Annotated in this window: 14 protein-coding genes and 2 pseudogenes; 6 read left to right on the forward strand and 10 right to left on the reverse strand. The window is 71.0% G+C overall.

From position 1 onward, the window contains the following. Nucleotides 1-242: 242 nt before the first annotated feature. The 3 genes from ACYVLQ_RS24325 to ACYVLQ_RS24335 all read left to right on the forward strand — a co-directional run bounded on the left by ACYVLQ_RS24325 (nt 243) and on the right by ACYVLQ_RS24335 (nt 3,034). Nucleotides 243-2,075 (forward strand): phosphoenolpyruvate carboxykinase (GTP), encoded by a 1,833-nt coding sequence (locus tag ACYVLQ_RS24325; RefSeq protein ID WP_460699836.1) that lies wholly within the window; start codon nt 243-245, stop codon nt 2,073-2,075. Nucleotides 2,076-2,343: 268 nt separating this feature from the next. Further along, nucleotides 2,344-2,547 carry a hypothetical protein gene (locus ACYVLQ_RS24330; RefSeq protein WP_460699837.1) on the forward strand — a complete coding sequence of 68 codons (204 nt, stop codon included), beginning with the start codon at nt 2,344-2,346 and terminating at the stop codon, nt 2,545-2,547. Nucleotides 2,548-2,734: 187 nt separating this feature from the next. Beyond that, the gene (locus ACYVLQ_RS24335; protein WP_460699838.1) at nt 2,735-3,034 is read left to right on the forward strand and encodes a hypothetical protein; all 300 of its coding nucleotides are present in this window, start codon (nt 2,735-2,737) and stop codon (nt 3,032-3,034) included. Nucleotides 3,035-3,044: 10 nt separating this feature from the next. Here the strand turns inward: ACYVLQ_RS24335 and ACYVLQ_RS24340 are convergent, their stop codons facing one another. Continuing rightward, complete coding sequence (locus tag ACYVLQ_RS24340; protein WP_460699950.1) at nt 3,045-3,842, reverse strand: class I SAM-dependent methyltransferase; 798 nt, start codon at nt 3,840-3,842, stop codon at nt 3,045-3,047. Nucleotides 3,843-4,193: 351 nt separating this feature from the next. On the opposite strand from ACYVLQ_RS24340, the gene ACYVLQ_RS24345 reads away from it, so the two are divergent. Continuing rightward, on the forward strand, nt 4,194-5,369 hold the full coding sequence (locus ACYVLQ_RS24345) for a glycosyltransferase family 4 protein (protein WP_460699951.1): 1,176 nt from the start codon (nt 4,194-4,196) through the stop codon (nt 5,367-5,369). 18 nt (nt 5,370-5,387) lie between these two features. Here the strand turns inward: ACYVLQ_RS24345 and ACYVLQ_RS24350 are convergent, their stop codons facing one another. Further along, on the reverse strand, nt 5,388-5,825 hold the full coding sequence (locus ACYVLQ_RS24350; RefSeq protein WP_460699839.1) for a VOC family protein: 438 nt from the start codon (nt 5,823-5,825) through the stop codon (nt 5,388-5,390). Between the two features lie 38 nt (nt 5,826-5,863). Next, nucleotides 5,864-7,882: a hypothetical protein gene (locus tag ACYVLQ_RS24355; protein WP_460699840.1), complete on the reverse strand. Its 2,019-nt coding sequence runs from the start codon at nt 7,880-7,882 to the stop codon at nt 5,864-5,866. A gap of 364 nt (nt 7,883-8,246) precedes the next feature. Here ACYVLQ_RS24355 and ACYVLQ_RS24360 point away from each other — a divergent pair, with 364 nt between their 5' ends. Beyond that, nucleotides 8,247-9,530, forward strand: a complete 1,284-nt coding sequence (locus ACYVLQ_RS24360; RefSeq protein WP_460699952.1) for a polysaccharide biosynthesis protein — start codon at nt 8,247-8,249, stop codon at nt 9,528-9,530. A gap of 69 nt (nt 9,531-9,599) precedes the next feature. Here ACYVLQ_RS24360 and ACYVLQ_RS24365 read toward each other — a convergent pair whose 3' ends face one another. Beyond that, nucleotides 9,600-10,733, reverse strand: coding sequence for a PorA family protein (locus ACYVLQ_RS24365; protein ID WP_460699841.1), 1,134 nt, complete (start codon nt 10,731-10,733; stop codon nt 9,600-9,602). 299 nt (nt 10,734-11,032) lie between these two features. Here ACYVLQ_RS24365 and ACYVLQ_RS24370 point away from each other — a divergent pair, with 299 nt between their 5' ends. Further along, nucleotides 11,033-12,172, forward strand: a complete 1,140-nt coding sequence (locus ACYVLQ_RS24370; protein ID WP_460699953.1) for an acyltransferase family protein — start codon at nt 11,033-11,035, stop codon at nt 12,170-12,172. Between the two features lie 595 nt (nt 12,173-12,767). Here the strand turns inward: ACYVLQ_RS24370 and ACYVLQ_RS24375 are convergent. From ACYVLQ_RS24375 to ACYVLQ_RS24400, 6 genes and pseudogenes are all read right to left on the reverse strand, one after another. Further along, a pseudogene (locus ACYVLQ_RS24375) lies at nt 12,768-16,199 on the reverse strand (alpha-(1->3)-arabinofuranosyltransferase domain-containing protein); the annotation flags it as partial. Then, complete coding sequence (locus ACYVLQ_RS24380; protein WP_460699957.1) at nt 16,172-16,735, reverse strand: hypothetical protein; 564 nt, start codon at nt 16,733-16,735, stop codon at nt 16,172-16,174. The pseudogene ACYVLQ_RS24375 and the gene ACYVLQ_RS24380, both read right to left, overlap by 28 nt. Nucleotides 16,736-16,760: 25 nt before the next feature. Beyond that, a pseudogene (locus ACYVLQ_RS24385) lies at nt 16,761-17,252 on the reverse strand (alpha-(1->3)-arabinofuranosyltransferase domain-containing protein); the annotation flags it as partial. A gap of 49 nt (nt 17,253-17,301) precedes the next feature. After that, nucleotides 17,302-17,472 (reverse strand): DUF2613 domain-containing protein, encoded by a 171-nt coding sequence (locus tag ACYVLQ_RS24390; RefSeq protein ID WP_084520114.1) that lies wholly within the window; start codon nt 17,470-17,472, stop codon nt 17,302-17,304. Between the two features lie 130 nt (nt 17,473-17,602). After that, complete coding sequence (locus tag ACYVLQ_RS24395; RefSeq protein WP_460699842.1) at nt 17,603-18,694, reverse strand: isochorismate synthase; 1,092 nt, start codon at nt 18,692-18,694, stop codon at nt 17,603-17,605. A gap of 98 nt (nt 18,695-18,792) precedes the next feature. Further along, on the reverse strand, nt 18,793-19,278 hold the full coding sequence (locus ACYVLQ_RS24400; RefSeq protein ID WP_460699843.1) for a universal stress protein: 486 nt from the start codon (nt 19,276-19,278) through the stop codon (nt 18,793-18,795). Between the last annotated feature and the right edge of the window lie 141 nt (nt 19,279-19,419).

Here is a 19,419-nt window from a genome sequence, read left to right on the forward strand (position 1 = left end):
AACGTCGCCGGTCCGCGACGATTGCCGGGTATCTCGAGCGGGTACCGAGTGAGCGACCCCATTCCGTACCTGGGGTCCCATCGCGTTAACCTCTTAATCAAGGAACCTGGGCGTCCGCTTTCGTCCTTGTACGCCGCCCAGCCGGGGCGTGCTTTCGGCAAGCCGGAGCGGGTACCCACCGCCAACGGTGGCTCCCCCGGTGTCGCGAGCCGCCGAGAGCCGCCCGTCTCAGGAGAGTTTTCATGACCTCAGTGACCATTCCTGGTCTTCACGGATCCGATGGCACCGCACCGACGGAGCATGCAGGGCTGCTCGCCTGGGTGCAGGAGGTCGCTGAACTAACACAGCCGGACCGGGTCGTGTGGGCCGACGGCTCCGACGCGGAGTGGGACCGGCTGACCACCCAGCTGGTGGAGGCGGGCACCTTCAAGAAGCTCAACGAGGCCAAGAAGCCGAACTCCTTCCTGGCCCTCTCCGACCCCTCCGACGTGGCGCGCGTGGAATCGCGCACCTACATCTGCTCGCGCGACGAGGCCGACGCCGGTCCGACGAACAACTGGGTCGACCCGACCGAGATGCGCAAGACCATGACCGAGCTGTACCGCGGCTCGATGAAGGGCCGCACCATGTACGTGGTGCCGTTCTGCATGGGCCCGCTGGGCGCCACCGATCCGAAGCTGGGCGTGGAGCTCACCGATTCCGAGTACGTCGTCGTCTCCATGCGCGTGATGACCCGCATGGGCAAGGCCGCGCTGGAGAAGCTGGGCGCCGACAAGCCGTTCGTGAAGGCGCTGCACTCGGTCGGCGCGCCGCTCGAGCCGGGCCAGGCCGATGTGCCGTGGCCCTGTAACGACACCAAGTACATCACCCACTTCCCCGAGGACCGCGAGATCTGGTCCTACGGTTCGGGTTACGGCGGCAATGCGCTGCTGGGCAAGAAGTGCTACTCGCTGCGGATCGCGTCGGCCATGGCGCATGACGAGGGCTGGCTGGCGGAGCACATGCTGATCCTCAAGCTGATCTCGCCGGAGAACAAGAACTACTACGTCGTCGCGGCCTTCCCCAGCGCCTGCGGCAAGACCAACCTCGCGATGATCCAGCCGACCGTGCCGGGCTGGCGCGCCGAGACCCTGGGCGACGACATCGCCTGGATGCGGTTCGGCGACGACGGCCGCCTGTACGCGGTGAACCCGGAGTTCGGCTTCTTCGGCGTCGCGCCGGGCACCAACCACAAGTCCAACCCGAACGCCATGGCGACCATCGACGCGGGCAACACCGTCTTCACCAACGTCGCGCTGACCGACGACAACGACGTCTGGTGGGAGGGCATGGAGGGCGAGCCCGACCATCTGATCGACTGGAAGGGTAACGACTGGTTCCTCCGGGAGACCGAAACCCTTGCCGCGCATCCGAATTCGCGCTACTGCACCCCGATGTCGCAGTGCCCGACCCTGGCCCCGGAGTGGGACGATCCGCAGGGCGTGCCGATCTCGGCGATCCTGTTCGGCGGCCGCCGCAAGACCACGGTGCCGCTGGTGACCGAGTCCTTCGACTGGCAGCACGGCGTGTTCATGGGCGCCACGATGGGGTCGGAGCAGACCGCCGCGGCCGAGGGCAAGGTCGGCACGGTGCGCCGCGACCCGATGGCGATGCTGCCGTTCATGGGCTACCACGTCGGTGACTACCTGGGCCACTGGGGCGATATCGGCAAGAACGCCGACGCCGCCAAGCTGCCGAAGATCTTCTACGTCAACTGGTTCCGCCGCGGCGAGGACGGCCGCTTCCTGTGGCCGGGCTTCGGCGAGAACTCCCGCGTGCTCGCGTGGATCGTCAACCGCATCGAGGGTAAGGCCGATGCCGAGTCGACCGTGATCGGCCACGTGCCCACCGCGGCCCAGCTCGACCTGGACGGCCTGGACGCGAACCCGGCCGATGTCGACGAGTCGTTGAAGGTCGACGTCGAGGAGTGGCGCCGGGAGATCCCGCTCATCGAGGAGTGGTTCGAGTTCATCGGCGACAAGCTACCCACCGGGGTGCGCGACGAGTTCGACGCGCTCAAGCAGCGCCTGGGATAACTTCCGGCATCCGCGAAACGCAGCCGCCCGCACCGCCATTCGGAGGGTGCGGGCGGTTTCGTTATGCGATGTTGTCATGCGTGACGCGTCCGTTGCGCGGGGTTTCGCCGCTGACTGCCCTATCCTGGATGTGTTCTACGTCTCAGGACTGACCAGTTCGATTGCCGGGTATTAACTGATCGAGGACACCGATTGCTTCAGTGTTGCCCGCGGGCGTGACCCGGCCGCGGCGAACCTGGGGCCGAACGTGGATAGGTGGGTGGTGGGCATGTCCGATCTGAAGTTCGACGCTCTGGTTGTCCCGAAGGTAGCCGAGGTTCGACTGGCGGCGTCGAGTACGCCGCTGCAGCGCGAGGCGGGGCGGTTGCAGGAGGTGTTGCCACCGGGTTGGCTGGTCGACGTCGTCGACGGTGCCCGGGCCGTGGGCGACCCGTTCGAGCCGGTGCTGAGGGTCCGGATGCCGGAGAACTGACAGGGCGTACCACGCGTCACGTCAGTTAACTCCAGGCATCCCCAGGCATCCCCAGCCTCGAAACCCTACCTGCCGGTTCGCTTTTCGGAGAACGCACTATTGCATTCCGACGTGCGGCGGAGCATGCTTGTAGCAATCTGCTTTGCCCGTTCGATTTTGCAAATGCAATCGCAGGGGAGTCCGAGTCATGGCGGTGCAAGTGGTCGGCCGGTCGTTGATGACCAGCGACCAAACCCCACATCAGGCGAGGTGTGTCGGCCAAGGGGGCTGGGTAGTCTCCTTCCTCCCGGGTCGCACCCTCACGCTCGAACAGGCCGCCGCGGCGCTACAGGCGGCGGAGGCCGTCACCGCGGTCCGGGCCCTGGCCGACCGGGTGGGACTGACCCCACTGGAGACGGTCGGCCTGGCAATTCAGGAGCCACCGTGGAGCGAGCCGACCCATACCGGCAGCGGCCGGTTCTGGCGTCGAGGCGGTTCGGAGCGCTAGCGCGGCGGTGCTAGATCTTTGCCGCCACCACGACCAGATTGCTGACCAGTAGTTCCCGCAGGCCGGGCACCCGGACCAGCCACCACGCCCAGCGTGGGTGGTAGCGGGGGAAGACGGCCATGATCCGCGCCCGGCCCCGCGCCCGCTCGGCCCAGTCCAGACCGTCGGCGGCCCGCACCTCGAACAGCGAGCTGCCGAAGCGGTTCTTCGGCTCGCGCCCGAACCGGCGTCGGTAGCGGCGGGCGGCGTACTCGCCGCCGAGGTAGTGCCAGGGACCGGTCTCGTGGCCGCCGAACGGACCCAGCCACACCGTGTAGGACAGCATCATCAGCCCACCCGGCTTGGTCACGCGCAGCATCTCCTCGGCCATCAGCCACGGGTCCGGCACGTGCTCGGCCACGTTGGAGGACAGGCAGATGTCCACGGAGCCGTCGCGGAACGGCAGCGCCATCCCGGAGCCCCGGACCGCGCCCGGGACGGCCAGCCCGGCGGCGTGCATCTCGCTCGGATCGGGTTCGACCGGGAGATAGCGGGCGCCCGCGGCGGTGAACTCGTCGGCGAAGTAGCCCGGCCCGCCGCCCACGTCCAGCACTGTGGCGCCGGTGAGGTCGCGGCCGGTGAGGTCGCGGTAGAAGTCACCGATCAGCTCGGCCGTATCGGTGGCGATGCCGCCGTAGAACACCGCGGGATCGGTCTGTTCGAAGCGGAAGCTGCCCAGCAGCCGCAGCGATCGCCGCAGGGTGGCCCGCCGGGCGAAGCGGGGGCGGGCTCCGGAGCCGCCGCCCCGAAGCTGTGCCTGGTTGTGCACGAGTCCTACCTGGTTATGCACGCCGCCTCCGCCGACGGCGCATTCGGGGCCGTTCTCTGATCACGCATGCCGCTTCCGCTCCTGTTCTCGCGCCGCGGCCCTGCCGCCCATGCACAGCGGCCCAAGTTTCGCACAGCAACACAGGAGCCATCCGCCGCGGCCGCTCCGAGCCTGGGAACCCTGTGCCGCGATGGGCGCCGATTCCGGCCGGGCTGCCGGTCAGGCGGTCCGTCGCTGTGACCTATAGGGTGGAGCCCACTGTCAGTCGCCCGACCGAGTACGACCTGGAGATGTGCTGTGCCCGAAACCGGCCTTCGCGAACTCTCTACGGTCCCGCAGGCCGCCGGGGAACTGCGTGAGGTGCTGCTGCTGTGCTGGCGCGACACCGGGCATCCGCAGGGCGGCGGCAGTGAACGCTATCTGGAACAGGTCGGGGCGCAGCTGGCCGTCCGCGGGGTCCGGGTGACCCTGCGGACCGCGCACTATCCCGGCGCCCCGCGCCGCGAGCGGATCGACGGCATCGACATCAGCCGCGGCGGCGGGCGCTACACCGTGTATCCGCGGGCGCTGGCGGCGATGGTCTGCGGGCGGCTCGGGTTCGGCCCGCTGCGCGGGCTGCGGCCGGACGCGGTGATCGACACCCAGAACGGCATCCCCTTCTTCGCCCGTGCCGTGAGCCGGGCCCCGTCGGTGCTGCTGGTGCATCACGGGCATCGCGAGCAGTGGCCGGTCGCCGGGCGCCTGGTGGGGCGGATCGGCTGGTGGATCGAATCGCGGCTGTCCCCGCGCCTGCATCGGCACAACCAGTACCTGACCGTCTCGCTGCCGTCCGCCGAGGAGCTCGCCGCGCTCGGCGTGGACCGTGATCGAATCGCCGTGGTGCGCAACGGCGCCGAGCCGATCCCGGTGCGGGCGCCGACCGGGGCCGCCCAGACCCGCACCGCCCACCCGAGCATCGTGGTGCTGTCTCGCCTGGTGCCGCACAAGCAGATCGAGGACGCGCTCGCCGCCGCGGCGGCACTGCGCCCACGCATTCCGGGACTGCGGCTGGACGTGGTCGGCGACGGCTGGTGGGCGGAGAACCTGAAAAACCGTGCGCGCCAACTCGGTATCGCCGACGCGGTGACCTTCCACGGCCACGTGGACGAGTGCCGGAAACACGAATTGCTTTCCCGCGCTTGGGTGCACGTGCTGCCGTCCCGCAAGGAGGGCTGGGGTCTGGCGGTGATCGAGGCGGCCCAGCACGGCGTCCCCACCGTCGGTTATCGCAGCTCCCGCGGTCTCACCGACTCCATCGTCGACGGTGTCACGGGAATGCTGGTCGACGATGCCGCCCAGCTGGCGGAGGTGGTCGGGGAGCTGCTCGCGACCGCCGAGGCCCGCACCGTCATGGGCGAGAAGGCCCGTATCCGGGCCCGCGAATTCTCCTGGGAGCAAACGGGGAACGGGGTCCTCGAGGTGCTGTCGGCCGCCGTGCGTGGGGAACATGTCGCGGGCCTGGTCGCCGGTCCCGCCGATCGGGAGTAATAGTCGGGTTCCGCGCTTTCAGGGCTCATTGCTGTCCGGCGGGACGACGAAGATGCAGAACGGGTGCCCGGCCGGGTCCGCGTAGACGTACAGCGGCTCGACCGGGTCGTCGAAGCGGTCGAAGAGCAGGGTGGCGCCCAAGCCGAGGGCTCGCTCGTGCTGGGTGAGCAGTTCGGCGGTGCTCGGGACGCTCAGATCCAGGTGCAGTTGTTGCGGCATATCCGGTTTCGGCCAGGTCGGCCGGGGCAGTTCGGGCACGCCTTGGAAGGCCAGTCGCGTCCGGCCGTTCGGTGCCAGCAGCACCAGCCAGTCCGCGGCGTCGGGCTCGCCCGCGGGCGGGGGCTCGTCGCCGGGGCGGTACTCGTATCCCAGCAGCTGCCGGTAGAACTCGGCCAGACCGCGCGGATCGGTGGCGTCGAGGACCGTCGAGCGCAGGGTGGGGAAGCTCGCTGCCATGGGCCCATCATCGAGCATCGCGACCGCCGGATATCGGATTACCGGGCCGACCGCCCGCCGGGTGCGCGGCGGCGCCGGGTGCGGTCGGCGAGCAGGCCCGCCGGTCCGGCGAGGAGCAGCAGCGCCCAGAGCAGATGGGCGGCGATCGCGAGCAGGCGGTGGGTCGCCGTGGCGTCCGCGCGCGGCTCGATCGGCCCGGGGACGCGGTAGAGCGCGAGTTCGGCGTCGGTGTACTCCGGAACCAATTGGGCGAGTGTGGTTTTCGAATCGCCCAGCGGCCCGGGTGTGGTGCGCTCGATCAGCACCCAGCCGACCCCCTGCGCCGCCAGATCGGATGCGGCGCCGCCCCGCAGCAGCAACTGCTCGACGGCGCGGGCGCGGGCGCCCTCGCCGGTGACGGTGCGCCCGCGAACCGGGAGTTCGCCGGTCTGCAGCACATCGCGGGGGAGCATGCGCGGCGCGGGGTCGAGTACGGCGGCGCGGCCGCTGTAGGGGAATTTGCGGAACATGCCGCCGGGTAGCACCGCGACGTCGCCCGGGCCGCCGACCAGTGCGGCGACGCGCTGCCAGGCGGGCGGATAGCGCACCGGCCGCAGCTCGCCGCCGACGCCCCAGGCCAGATCGGGCAGCGTGAAGACCAGCAGCGCGATGGAAAACGTCGCGGTCAACGGTGTTCCGATCGTCGAGCCCGAGTGCCCGCGGCCCGCCGTGGCGATCGCCCGGCATCCGGCGGCGGCGCACAGCGCGACGGCGGGCATCGCCAGGGCGACGTACTTCTGGGTGTCGCGGAGCAGCCCGGCGCCCGGCACCTTGGTGACGAGGAATTCGCCGATGTGTACGCCCCAGGCGGTCGCGCCCAGTGCGGGCAGCACGATCGCCGCGGCCGCCATCACCAGCAGTGCCCGGCGGGTGTGCCGCGTGGATGCCGCACCGGCCCCGGCGACCTGCCGCAGGCCCGCCGCTACCAGCACGAGCAGCACCGCGGTGCCCACCACCGCGATCAGCGTGGTGCGCGAGCCCGGCACCGCGTCCGCGTTCCAGATCCCGCCCAGTCCCGCGAGACTTCCCAGCGTCGCCAGCCCGGGCTCGGCCCGCGCCGCGAACGCCGCGATCCCCGCCGGATCCGACGGTTCGGCTCCCGCCCCGGACAGCGCGGTGGCCATCAGCCATGGCGCCGAGGCGGCACACCAGAGCGCCAGTGCCCCAGGAATATTCCGCTTGCCGACGACCACCAGCGCGACGCACCCGGCCAGCAGCGCGCCCGTAGGAGTCAACCCGGCCGCGGCGAGACATCCGGCCAGCATCGCCCACGCGCACATGGCCGACCCGGCGTACTCGCGTCGCCGCGTACGGCCGCTGTTCGAGCGGTCGTACTCGGCCATCGTTCGGCCCGGGGCAGGTCCGGCGCCGCCACGGTGCGCTGTCTCGGCCCGGCTGTTCGGCGTGCCCGTTCTCGACGGCGCGACCGTATCCTCGACGGCTTCGCTTGTCCGGCACGGAGAATCGCCCGCGGCAGCCGTGGAATCGGCATGCCGCGCAGGGATTCCTGTGCTCGCGCCCGATCCTCGCGCACCACCGGTCCTCCGGCGAACGCGCTGGGCCGCCAATACCGTCCAGGGGAGGGCGGCGTATCCGGTCAGCAGGCTCCAATGTCCTTGCAGCAGGCGCTCGGCCACGTACGGATTCCATACCGCGACGGTCGCCGCGACCAGCTGCGGCGCCGTCGACGCCCGCAGCAGCCGTCGCGCCAGTTCGGCGGCGCCCCAGCCCGCCGCCCACAGCGCCAGCACCAGAATCGCCTTCACGACGAGTCCGCCGTCCACGACCGTCGAGACCGCGGCCAGCAGCGCGTCCTGCGGAACGGCCCGCGGCGCCGCGTCCCCCAGCCCGAGCCCCGAGTCGGTGAGATAGGACCGCGGCGTACTCACCGCATCCCGCAGCAACAGATACCCGGGCCCGAGCAGCGGCCCCACCACGATCGACGCCAACACCAGGCTGTAGCCGACCGGCACGAACCGCCCCCGTCGCCCGCTGCCCGTCCGACCACCCTCGACCACGGTCAGCCACCCTACGTGCCCCGCTCCGGGCGCGCGTGCTGGCCTGTCCGAGCAGCATCCGTGCTGGTCATGGCCGGCCACATCGTGCGCCGCGAACGAATTGCGCAAGTCCTGGGAGCCGGATGCGGCGCCTCGGGCACGGTCGTGAGCACCCCGCGTATCGATGGGCCGGTTGTGATCGGGCCGCATCGAAGTCCAGGCGCCACAGTGCGGGCGGATCGGGGGCTGACGCCGGGGGCGAGCGCGGCTGCCGGTTCGGTCGGGCCCTGTGCCGGGGGTGGTTCGCGGATGGCAGCATGACGGGGTGTCTGCCCTTGGTCGCCTGCCTGTCGTCGCCGATCTGACGCTGGTGACGGCCGGGGCGATGACGGCCAATGTCGCCGGATATCTGTTGCAGCTGCTGGCCGGGCGGTGGCTCGGGGTGGCAGGGTACAGCGAGTTCGCGAGCCTGCTTGCGGTGCAACTGTTGTGCGCGGTCCCGGCGCTGGCCCTGCAGAACGTGGTCGCGCGGGAGTTGGTGCGGGGTGCGTCCATCGCCGACGTGCGTCGACTGGGATGGCGGTGCGCGGCGATCGTGGCGGTGGCGGCGGTCGTATTCGTTCCGGTGGTGTCGGTGGTGCTGCACGTGAGCGCGGCCGCGGCCGCCGGTGCGATGCTGGCGGCGCCCGCCCTGGTCCTGCTGTCGGGGGAGCAGGGCGTATTGCAGGGCGGCCGCCGATTCCGTTCCCTGGCACTGGTTCTGGGCGGCGCGGGAGTCGTCCGAGTGACCCCGGCACTGACCGTGCTCGCGGTGGGCGGGGGCTCGTCCGTCGCCCTGTGGGCCACCGCGGCAGGCTTGTCCGCCGCCGCATTCGGAGCGCGCCGAGTCGCAGGCAACTCCCCATCCGCCGATCTGCCCGGAGCAACCGTGGGGGAGAGCGACGGCCCCGACAGCCCTCGGCAGCCGTCCAGCCCAGCCGCACCCCCTGCACATTCCCGCACTCCTGTCGAGCCCGGGCAACGAGTGCGGGAACGCGCAGGAGGTGCGGCCGTGGGCGTGCTGCCGGTATTGCGCGCCGCGCAGGTGCAGGCGGTGCTGATGGCGCTGTCGTCGGTCGACCTGATCGTGGCGCGGATCGTGCTCGACGACGCCGACGCGAGCCGGTACGCCCTCGGCGCCATCGCCACCAAGATCGCCTTCTGGTTGCCGCAGGCGGTCGGGGTGGTGCTGTATCCGCGGATGGCGCAGCCGCGGCATTCCGCGCGGGCGGTTCGCGACGCGTTGGGGGTGCTGTCGGCGATCGGGGTCGCCGCGGTGGCCGGTGCGGCGGTCTGTGCGCCGCTGGCCCCGCTGTTCGCCGGTCGGGACTACGCCCCGATCGAGGGCTGGCTGTGGCTGTTCGCGCTGGACGGCGCCCTGCTCGCACTGCTGCAGGGCGCCCTGCTGTCGGCGATCGCGGTGGATCGCACCGCTCCCGCGGCGGTCACGTGGGCGGCGCTGGCGGTCGAGGTCGCGGTCATGCTGGTCTTCGCGCGGTCGCTGCCCGCACTGATCGCGACGGCCACCATCGTCGCGGCGACCGCCACCGCGGCGATGGTCGCCGTCGTGCTCCGCGCGACTCGGCGACGCGGCACACCGGAGCCACACCCGACCCGGAGCGCCGACTAGTCACGGCACGCGAAACGCAAGGGGCTCCCCGGCTTTCGTGCCGGGGAGCCCCTCGCGAACTCGGAAAACCTAGGGCTGCTTGCCGATATTGATCTGCTGCGTCGGCGAATCGTCGGCGCCGGGCTGCGGCTGGTTCGGCGAGGGGCTGCGGCGCTTGACCAAGCGGCCCGCCGGGCCGGAGCCGTCCGCGCCGCGCACGCCCAGGAACAGGCCGACGATCAGCGAGATCACGCCGAGGACCGCGAAGACGATCGGCAGCGTCCGGCCGTACAGCGACAGCTCGTCGGTGTACTTCTTCGCCTCGGCGATCTGCGAGTTCACCGTGTTGTCGTCGAACACCAGGGTCGATTTCAGCGCGGTGACCTCGGGCTCGCCCGTGCGCGAGTAGTACATGTGGATCTGCTCGCCGCCCTTGATGACGGTGCCGGTCTTCGGCTCCACCCACACATCGCGCACGTCGCTGTAGTAGCGGTCCATCGTGATCGTGGCGTCGCCGCCCTCGACGCCCCACTTGCTGGCGGGCAGCGCGAGCTTGTTGGTCGGCGAGTTGTACGCCTTCGCCAGGTTGGTGGCCGGGACCTGCTGCTGGAAGTGGTAGACCTTCAGGTCGTTGATCTCGGTCTCCTCGACGAAGTTCATATCGAAGGACTTGCGCGCGTTGGTATCGAAGTAGGGGTAGGTCTTCTTCTCGGTGCCGATCGGGAACCGGTACTGCAGGCCGGTGTGCTGCACCGGCTCGGCGACGCTCTCACCCTTGGTGTTGACCGTGGAGGCGATGGACCCGTTCGGGTCGGTGTCGACCGGCATGCCGTTCTTGCGGTCGATGGTCACCCGGTCGATCGTCGCGGTCAGCAGGCCGGTGTCGCCCTGCTTGTCGATATTGCGCAGCGTCTGCCCGGCCTGGATGGTCACATCGGTCTTGTCCGACGGGTCTTCGACGGTGAGGAAGCGCTGTGAGAGCAGCCGGACGTTCTTGTCGATCTTCGCGGGCCCGTCACCGCTCGTGAGGGACTTCGAGTCGAGTACCTCACTGGGTGCGTCCGGATTGCTCTTGGCGATCGTGGTGATCTCGAGGTCGAGGGGAGTCTTGGCCAGCTGGCCGACCGCGTATGTCGGGACCAGCACTGCTGCCACGATCAGCAGCGCGCCGAGGCCCACGAGCAGGCACGCCACCGTCCTCTTGGTTCCGGCACTGAGTGCCATGCAAACTCTCCTCGTCGTCGAACAGGCCGTTCCGGGGTGAACACTACGGTCGCAGCGCAGTATTCGTGAGCCCCGACACTAACAGTCCCTGTGGTATGCATGCCGAGCTGAGCCCGGAAATCTCCGCAATCGGATGCGGGACTGCCGACCGCCGGGGGGAAGCGGCAGACTGGAGCCCGATGATAGTGCCCGTGACACCCCATGCCGACCAGGTCGCCGCCTCGAGCGCGACGGTGGCAGCGCCCACCGAACGGCGGCCCGTGGCGGCCGAGGCTGCGGTCTCGCCCAGCGGTTCGTCGGTGTCCGCGCACGCCCCGTCCGACGGATCGGCGGCGCCCGGCCGCCGGGCGTTCGTCCCGGCGCTCGAGGGTATGCGCGGGCTGGCCGCGCTCGGGGTCGTGCTGACCCACGTCGCCTTCCAGACCGGCGCGACCGGCATGCCGGTGGTGGGTCGGGTGTGGGGGCGATTCGATATGGCGGTCGCCGTGTTCTTCGGGCTGTCGGGGTTCCTGCTGTGGCGGCCCCATGCCGCGGCCGCCCGCGGACTGGGCCCGGCCCCGACCGCCGGGCGCTACCTCCTCCACCGCGCCGCGCGCATCCTGCCCGCGTACTGGGTGGTGGTGTGCGCGGTGCTGATTCTGCTGCCCTCGGCGGCGCATTCGGCCGGGCTGCGGGTATGGGTGGCGAACCTCGGGCTGCTGCAGGTCTTCGTGCCGCTGACGCTGACAGACGGCTTGACGCAGATGTGGAGCCTGTCGGTGGAGGTGGCCTTCTATCTCGTGCTGCCGCTGCTGGCGCTGGCGGTCGTGCGGCTGCGCGGTGCGGCGGCCCGGTGGCGGGCGCCGGTGGTGCTGGCGCTCGGGGTCGTGAGCCTGGGCTGGAACTTCCTCCCGGTGCCGACGCCGGACGCGATCAACGCCGACAACTGGCTGCCCGGATATCTGCCGTGGTTCGTCGCGGGCATGCTGCTGGCCGAGCTGGTGGAGGGCGGTGCGGGTGCGGGGTCGACGTGGCGGCGGATCGCCGGAAATCCCTGGGTCATGTGGCCGATCGCGCTGGTGATCTTCCTGCTGTCGGCCACCGACCTCGCGGGACCGGCCGGTCTCACCCGGGGCGTCCCGTGGCAGTACGCCATGAAGATGGGCCTGGGCGCACTCATCGGTTTCGCGCTGCTGGCGCCGCTGGTGCTCGGCGACCGGCCGCACCGCTGGCTGGAGAGCCGGGTGGCCGCGACGATCGGCCGCTGGTCCTATGGCGTCTTCATCTGGCACCTGGCCGTGCTGGCCATGGTGTTCCCGGTATTCGGCATCGTGCCTTTCCAGCGCAGCTTCGTGCCCGTTCTGGTGCTGACGGTCGCCTTCACGCTGCCGCTCGCGGCCGCCAGCTACGCACTGGTCGAAGAGCCTGTGCGCCACTGTGTTCGGCGCCGATTCGGCTGATCCGCCGGCCGTCTCAGCTGCGATCACGTGACGGTAGCGCGGCGATGCCGACGGCGACGACGGCGAGCAACGCGGGCAACTGCACCCAGATCGAGCCCCCCATATACCCCTCGGGCGACCGCCACGGACCGGTGGACAGCGCGGCCATCGAGGCCACCGTACCGATCCCCGCCACGGCGACCAGCACCCGCGGAACGATCCGACCGCCGAAGTACGCGGCGACGAGACCCGCTGCCGTGAGGGCGATTCCGACCGGCCCCGCGATCAGGAACGTGGCCAGGCAGAGACCCACCGCCCCGAGTACGCGGCTGTTCCAGGTCCGCGGAGGCGGATTCGACGGTGCGGGGGCGGTGTTCGGTCCGCTGTCGGGTCGGGCCGACGGATCGGTCCGGGATGCGGAGGACGGCCGATTGTCGTTGCCCGGCGCGGCATCCCGACCGGTGTGAGGAGTAGCCCGCAGCGACTTCGCGCCGGGGCGCATTCCACTACTCGAACGCTCCGAGGATTCTCCGGCCACCGTGGACGTGGGTTCCTCGTCGGGTGCGGGTGCGTCCTCGAGTGTGTGTGCTTTTCCAGGCGTGGGTGCCTCCCCGGGGACGGCGGCACTGTCGGCCGGGATCGCACTGTCGGGTGGGGTAACTCCTGTCGCGCGTCGTCGCCACGGCATCGGTCGCCACGGAACCACCAGGGCGACAAGGGGTATCAGTAGCAGCAGCCCGCCGAAGATGGCCAGTCGGTACCAGTGGTCCGCCGGGAACTCGACGGTCACCGGCCCCTTGGCATCGGCGGGCAGCAACCACCCCTGCTCCCAGCCGTCCACCACGACCGGATCCAGAGTGCTGCCGTCGGCCGTGTGCGCCTTCCAGCCCACGTTGGTACTCAGCGGCAGAACGAGCAGCCGGGTGCCGGGCGGCGCCGACAGTGACCGCGGTGCGGCGTCGGTGCGGTTCAGCCGCAGTTGGTCGACCGAGAACAGTTCGGTCGGCGCGGCGGTGACATCCACGCGGCCGTCCGGCAGGGCGATCGGGGAGTCGGCCGAAACCTCCTGGGGCGCAGCGGGGTCGGACACAGCTGGGTCGGTCCCGGCCGGAGCCGCGGATTGCACCCCGCACACCTGCGCGGGAACTGGTGCCCCGGAACGCAGTTCGGCCGCGGTCGCCGTCACCGTGGTGTGCACGATCTTGCCCGCCAGCGCCACGGTCGGGCCGCCCGCGCAGTCGACGGTGATCGGGCGGTCCGGCGCGGCGGGCGGCGGGTAGTCCGGGCCCAGCACCGAGACGTCGGCCAGCCCCGGCGGCTGTTCCTGCGCGAAACCCAGTGCCGTGCGGTCCAATACGGATCGCCAGGTGTTGATGCTGAGCTCGATGCGGTCGGTCATCCGCGGCCGCAACTCGATCCGGGTCGGTGTCCCGGGCTCGGCCTCGTCGTCGAGTTCGCGAACCTGCGGTCCGTCACCGAGATTCACCGCGACCGAGGTGGGGCGGGCGGGCAGGTCGCCGTGCGGAGTGGTCACCTCGAGGCCGGTCACCAGAGCGGGGCGCGGCAGTTCGACGGTGAGCGTCGGTTTCGGGCCGGACGGATGGCGCACGGTGTCCTCCGGCGCCGTCCAACTCGTGCGCGGATCGCCGTCGGTGGCGGCGAACGCGGAACCGCGCAGGTCGCCGACGTCGGCCTTGCCGCGGGCGATCAGCCGATCCGGATCGGTCAGCAGGGATTCGAGGGCGGGGCCCGGGCGGGCGCGGACGGTCAGTCGCGGGGTGACGTCCATCGGCGCCGGGACGTCCAGCGTGCGCTCGAAGGTGCCCGACTCCTCGGCGCCCAGCCCCAGCCCCTTGCTGCACCGCACCCGGTCGGGCGCGTCGAAACAGCTACTGCGGCCGGGGAATTCCTGTCCGAGCGACCAGCCCCGCAAATCCGTACCCGGCGCCACGGGCGGCAGCACGGTGCGGTGCCGGATGTCCACGGGTACCGGGGCGTCCCGGTTCGAGTAGTCGGTCAGGCCGAGCTCGCTGATGCCGAATTGCCCTCCGGCGGTGCCGCCCTCGGTGCGGGTCGCCATGATCCGCACCCACTCGGTGCGCCCGGGCGGCAGTGATACCGACACCGGCGCTCCGGGTTCGGAGACGCGCGCCGCGACGGTGCCGTTGTTGGTCCGCGCCTCGATCCATTTCACCGGGTCGCCGATCGCCGCCGGGCTGGTCGCCACCTGCAGCGACCCGGCCTGGACAGGGTGGTCGAGGGTGAGCCGAAGCCATTGTCCGACAGCGTGTTCGGCGCTGTTGCTGAACCAGGCCGTGGAGGTGTCGCCGTCGACGACCGCGGCGGTCGAGGCGCCCGGCGCGGCGCCCCCGAGCTGGGTCGCGTCGGCGGCGGAGCTGGATGCGGTCACGGTGGCGCCCGACCACTCGCCCTCCACCAGCGGAGCGCCGGGGACCGGATAGTCGGGCACCAGGTTGTGCGTGCGGCGGGCATCGGTCGGCGCGCGCAGCGCCGAGGCGTGGTTGTCGACGCGGCCGAAGTCGGCCTCCCGGTCCATCGGGGTGTCGGTCACGGTCATCGAGCCGCCCGGCAGCCCGGCGCGAGCGGCATCGGAGGTGAGCAGCGCGGGCCCGGAGGAGGCATCGGCGGTGCGCCGCAACCGTTCCAGCGCCTCGGGCCCGCCCTGCACCACGGGCACCGAATCGAGTGGCACCGTGTATGCGCCGGGGAACGACGGCGGTGCGCCCGGCCCGCTGCGGACGTCCTCGGGCGTGCCGGGCGGCGCGGCGCCGACCCGATAGATCTCGACCGCGGGATAGGCCGGGCGCAGATCACCGTCGGCGATCAGGCCGTCGCCTCGCCCGATCTCGATCTTCTCGCCGAACTCGGCCACCTTGGTCAGTCCCGGCGAGCCCTCGACCGCCTGGTGCGCGAGCATCGGCCGGGTCGAACGCGAGGTCTCCGGGTCGAGATCGTTGCGTAGCACCAGGATTCCGATGCCCTGCGCGATCAGGGTCGGCGCCAGCCCGTTCGACGGCCGCCCGTCGGCGATCAGGCGCTGCACCGAATCCAGGGCCCGGATCGCGCCGGGCGGGGTCAGCGGGACCGAATCGCGCACCGCCCAGGGCCTGCGTGCCAGCGCCTGCAGCGGTTCGTCGCGGGTCAGTCCCCAGATCTGGCTGCCGAACGGCGCACCCGGGGCGACGAGGGCGCGGGTGTCGGAGGCGTTGTGCGCCAACCAGTCCGCGGTCTGCTGCCAATACGACGGGACCTGATCGTAGGCGCCGCGCGGCGCCAGCTTGCCGGTCCAGGCCAGCGAGGTCGACAGGGCCAGCGCGGCCAGGATCAGCGCCGCGACGGCCACCATCCGGTCCCGTTCGGGATGGGCGAAGGCCCTGCGCCACACCGGCATCGGCACCGAGGCGGGCAGCGGGACCTTGCGCAGCAGATGGGCCAGCCCGACCACCAGCGGGATGCGGATCAGCGGCTCCAGCTTGTGCACATTGCGCAGCGGCGCGCCGCCCGCGTCCAGGAAGATCCGCACCTGCTCGGCGAACGGCCCGCCGAGTTCGCCCACATAGCCGGCGCAGATGCCGACCAGCCCGACGATCAGGATGATTGTGAACCGCCCCCGGCACGGCATCGATCGCAGCGCCAGCCCCGCCATCCCGGCCGCCGCCAGCAGCCCTGTGGCCAGCACCGCGGCGGGCTGGGTCACCAGCACAGCCCCGGCGATACGCTCCGGCGAGACGAACGGCGTCCAGCTGTCGGTGCCGCGCAGCACCTCGCCCAGCGATGCCCACTGCGTGGTCACCCCGGAGGATTCGATGTAGTCCAGAAACGGCGGGCTCACCCGGCCGAGCAACAGCAGCGGCACCACCCACCAGAAGGTCGCCAACACCAGCAGCGGAACCCACACAAGGCTGAACCGCCACCACCGCCGATCCCACCGATACGACAACCACCAGACCAACGCAGGCAAAAACGCGGCCACAGTAGCCACCGCATTAACAGCCCCCATCAAACCGAGCGCAAGAGCACCCCCCGCCGGACCAAGCCCAACAGCCCCACGCCCCGCCCCACCACCCGAGCACACCCCACCGCCGTCACCCCGGCACATCCCACCGCCGTCACCCCGGCGTGCCCCGTCGTCGTGATCCTGGCGTGCCCCGCCGTCGCCCCCCCGGCGTGCCCCGCCGTCATGGTCCCGGCGCGCTCCGCCGTCACCCTCGTGTGCTGCGCCGTTGTCATCGCGGTGTATTCCGCTGTCGTCCTGGGGAACTCCGCCACCGTCATCCCGGCGTGCTCCACCGTCGTCATCCAGGCGTGCTCCACCGCCGTTTTCCAGGCATGCCCCACCGTTGTGATCTCGGCGCGTCCCACCGTCGTCAACTCGGGGTGTTCCGCCGTTGTCATCCCGGGGTGTTCCGCCGTTGTCATCCCGGGGTGTTCCGCCGTCGTCATCCCGGGGTGCTCCGCCGTCGTCATCCCGGGGTGCTCCGCCGTCGTCATCCCGGGGTGCTCCGCCGTCGTCAACTCGGGGTGTTCCGCCGTCGTCATCCCGGCGTGCCCCGCCCTCGTCATCCCGGCGTGCTTTTTGCCGGGATGAGCGTTGCCGCAATACCAAGCGGGGTAATCCGACCACGCCAAGCAGTACCCAGGGGGAGAGCATCATCGGGAGGGTTTCCGATGAGATGGAGCCGAGGGTGGTCAGGACTCGTGGGGAGAGGGCGAAGGCGAGCGCGGCCGCTACCCGGGAGCCGCGGGCGCCGATGCCGAGCGCCTCGCACAGCCGGACGATTCCCCAGAACCCGGCCAGGATCAGCAGCGCCCACCAGATCCGCTGGGTCACCCATGCCGGTAGGCCGAGAACGTGCCCGAGCGAGAAGAAGGCCCCGTGCGGGAAGAAATAGCCGTAGGCCTGATTCTGCACCTGCCCCATGGGGGCCTGACTGCTCCACAGGTGCGCCGCGCGCTCCAGGAATCCGAGCGGATTCTGTGCCAGATCGTATTTGGTGTCGGCGACGGTCAGGCTGGGCGCCTGCAGAAAGGTCAGCAGGAATGCCGCGACGATGGTGCCTGCGAACCAGCGCCGACCCAGCGGCGCGGTGCGGTCGGTGTCGGCGGTTGGGGCAGCGACGGTCGACGACTCAGCGAGAGCCGTACTCAACGTTGTTCAGCAGCGATGACGACGCGTCGCCGCTGCGGTCGACCTCGGGCCGCGAGTTCTGCGCCATCGCCGTCGTGATGACGAACACGGCGACGACGCCGAGCAGCGCTCCGGCGACGGCGCTCGCAGCACCAGGGACGGCAAACTTCATCGCGGGACTCCCATACATCGACGCAGGCGTATTCCGAGTCAACCTACAACATCAAGCTGTGCGCGGCGACGGGCGCGGGTGAATGGGCCGGGGATCGATGCCGCGGGACGGGGTCCGGCGCCGGACGTGATCACGGTCCAGGCACCTCGCAGCGCAGGCCACCGAGCAGCGTGCGCAGTTTGGCCGTGGTCTCGTCGAGTTCGGTGGCAGGGTCGGAGGCGGCGACGATGCCGCCGCCGCCGAAGGCGCGGACCGTGCGGCCGTCGGCGGACAACTCGGCGCAGCGGATCGCGACCACCCACTCGCCGTCGCCGCGGTCGTCGCACCAGCCGACGGCACCGCCGTAGAAGCCGCGATCCTCTTCCGTCTCGGTGATGGTCTCCAGCGCCAGATCGGTGGGGGTGCCGCAGACGGCGGGCGTGGGGTGCAGCAGCACCGCCAGGTCCAGCGCGGTGGTGGACGGGTCGCGCAGGCGGCCGCGGATCGGCGTGGCGAGGTGCCAGACCTCGGCGGTGTTGATCAGCTCCGGACCATCGGGGACGTCCAGTTCGCGGCATACCGGGGCGAGCCGCTCCCGGATCCAGTCGATGACGAAGGCGTGCTCGGCACGATTCTTGCTGCTGGCCAGCAGTTCCCGCGACAACGCGGTATCGGCGTCCGGGTCCGGACCGCGCGGTGCGGTACCGGCCAGCGGACGCAGCGTCACGACGTCGCCGTGGCGGGCGACCAGCACCTCGGGGGTGGCGCCGACCAGGGTGGCGCCGGATCGCCCGGCAGGGGTCAGATCCACGGCGAAGACGTTCGCGCGCGGGTGCCGGGCCAGCAGATGACCGGCCACCACCGTCGGATCCAGCGGTTCATCGGCCGCCGCGAGCAGCGACCGCGCGGCCACCACCTTGCGCAGCGGCTGTGCCGCGTCCGACAGTTGCTCGACCAGCTTCGTCACCCGCGCGATATGTTCTGCGGCACTGGGCAGTTCGGCGAGTACCCGGACCGGTGGCAGCTCCGGCAGCGCCGCCGGACGCCACGGTCCCGCGGTGTGTTCGGCTCGCTCGGGTTCACACAGCGCCGCGGGGTGACGCGGGTCGAACGCCAGCGCCCCGACGATCAGTCCGGCACCCTCGCGCAGCGCCGCCGCCGCTGCGCGCGCATCGTCGAACGTGCGCCGGGCGCCGCCGGTGCGCACCACACCCCCGGGCTGAGCGAGCAGAAAACCGTCCATGACTCCCCGACCATAGTCCGCGGTCTCCGAGACGCCCCGGGAGAAGCGACGGACATCTCACTGTGGTTGCGGGCACGCGCGGCGCATGTTCCGGGGGTCTACCGCGAGTCGGCCGGATCCTTGCCCGGGGGGACCAGCAGGATCGGGCGGTGGCAGTGCTTGAGCACCGCCTCGGCGACGCTGGAATGCATCAGCGCCCGGATGCCGGTGGCGCCGCGGGTCCCGGCCACGATGATGTCGACGTTCAGCTCGTCGGCGACGTCGACGATCGCGTTCCAGATCGTGGAGGTGCATTCGGCCGTGCGCGCCTCGGCGTTGAGCCCGGAGAGCCTGGCAAGCCGCACGCCCTCGGCGTTGATGTGCTTGGCATCGACGTAGGCGACGTCCTCGATCTCCTCGTCGGGGAGCCATTCGGGCTGCATGACCCCCGAGAGCCCCGACATCCGCGCGGCCTGGCGCACCATCGGCTCCCAGGCGGTGAGCACCACCGCTCTGGTCGCGGACAGGAACCTGCCCGCGTACTCGACGGCCCGCTTCGCGTTCTCGGAGCCGTCGTAGGCAATGAGCATCGTGTCGCAGGGCATAGCGAACCTCCCGGGTTCCGGTGCCTCGGCCTATGTCAGCGAGAGTACCCCGCCGACCTCCCGAAACGCGGATGTCGGGGGTGCTTTTCCCGGAGGTTTTCCGGCGGGTGTGTGATCGTGTGACCGGTCCGCTGCCCTCGC

The sequence above is a fragment of the Nocardia thraciensis genome, assembly GCF_054782435.1.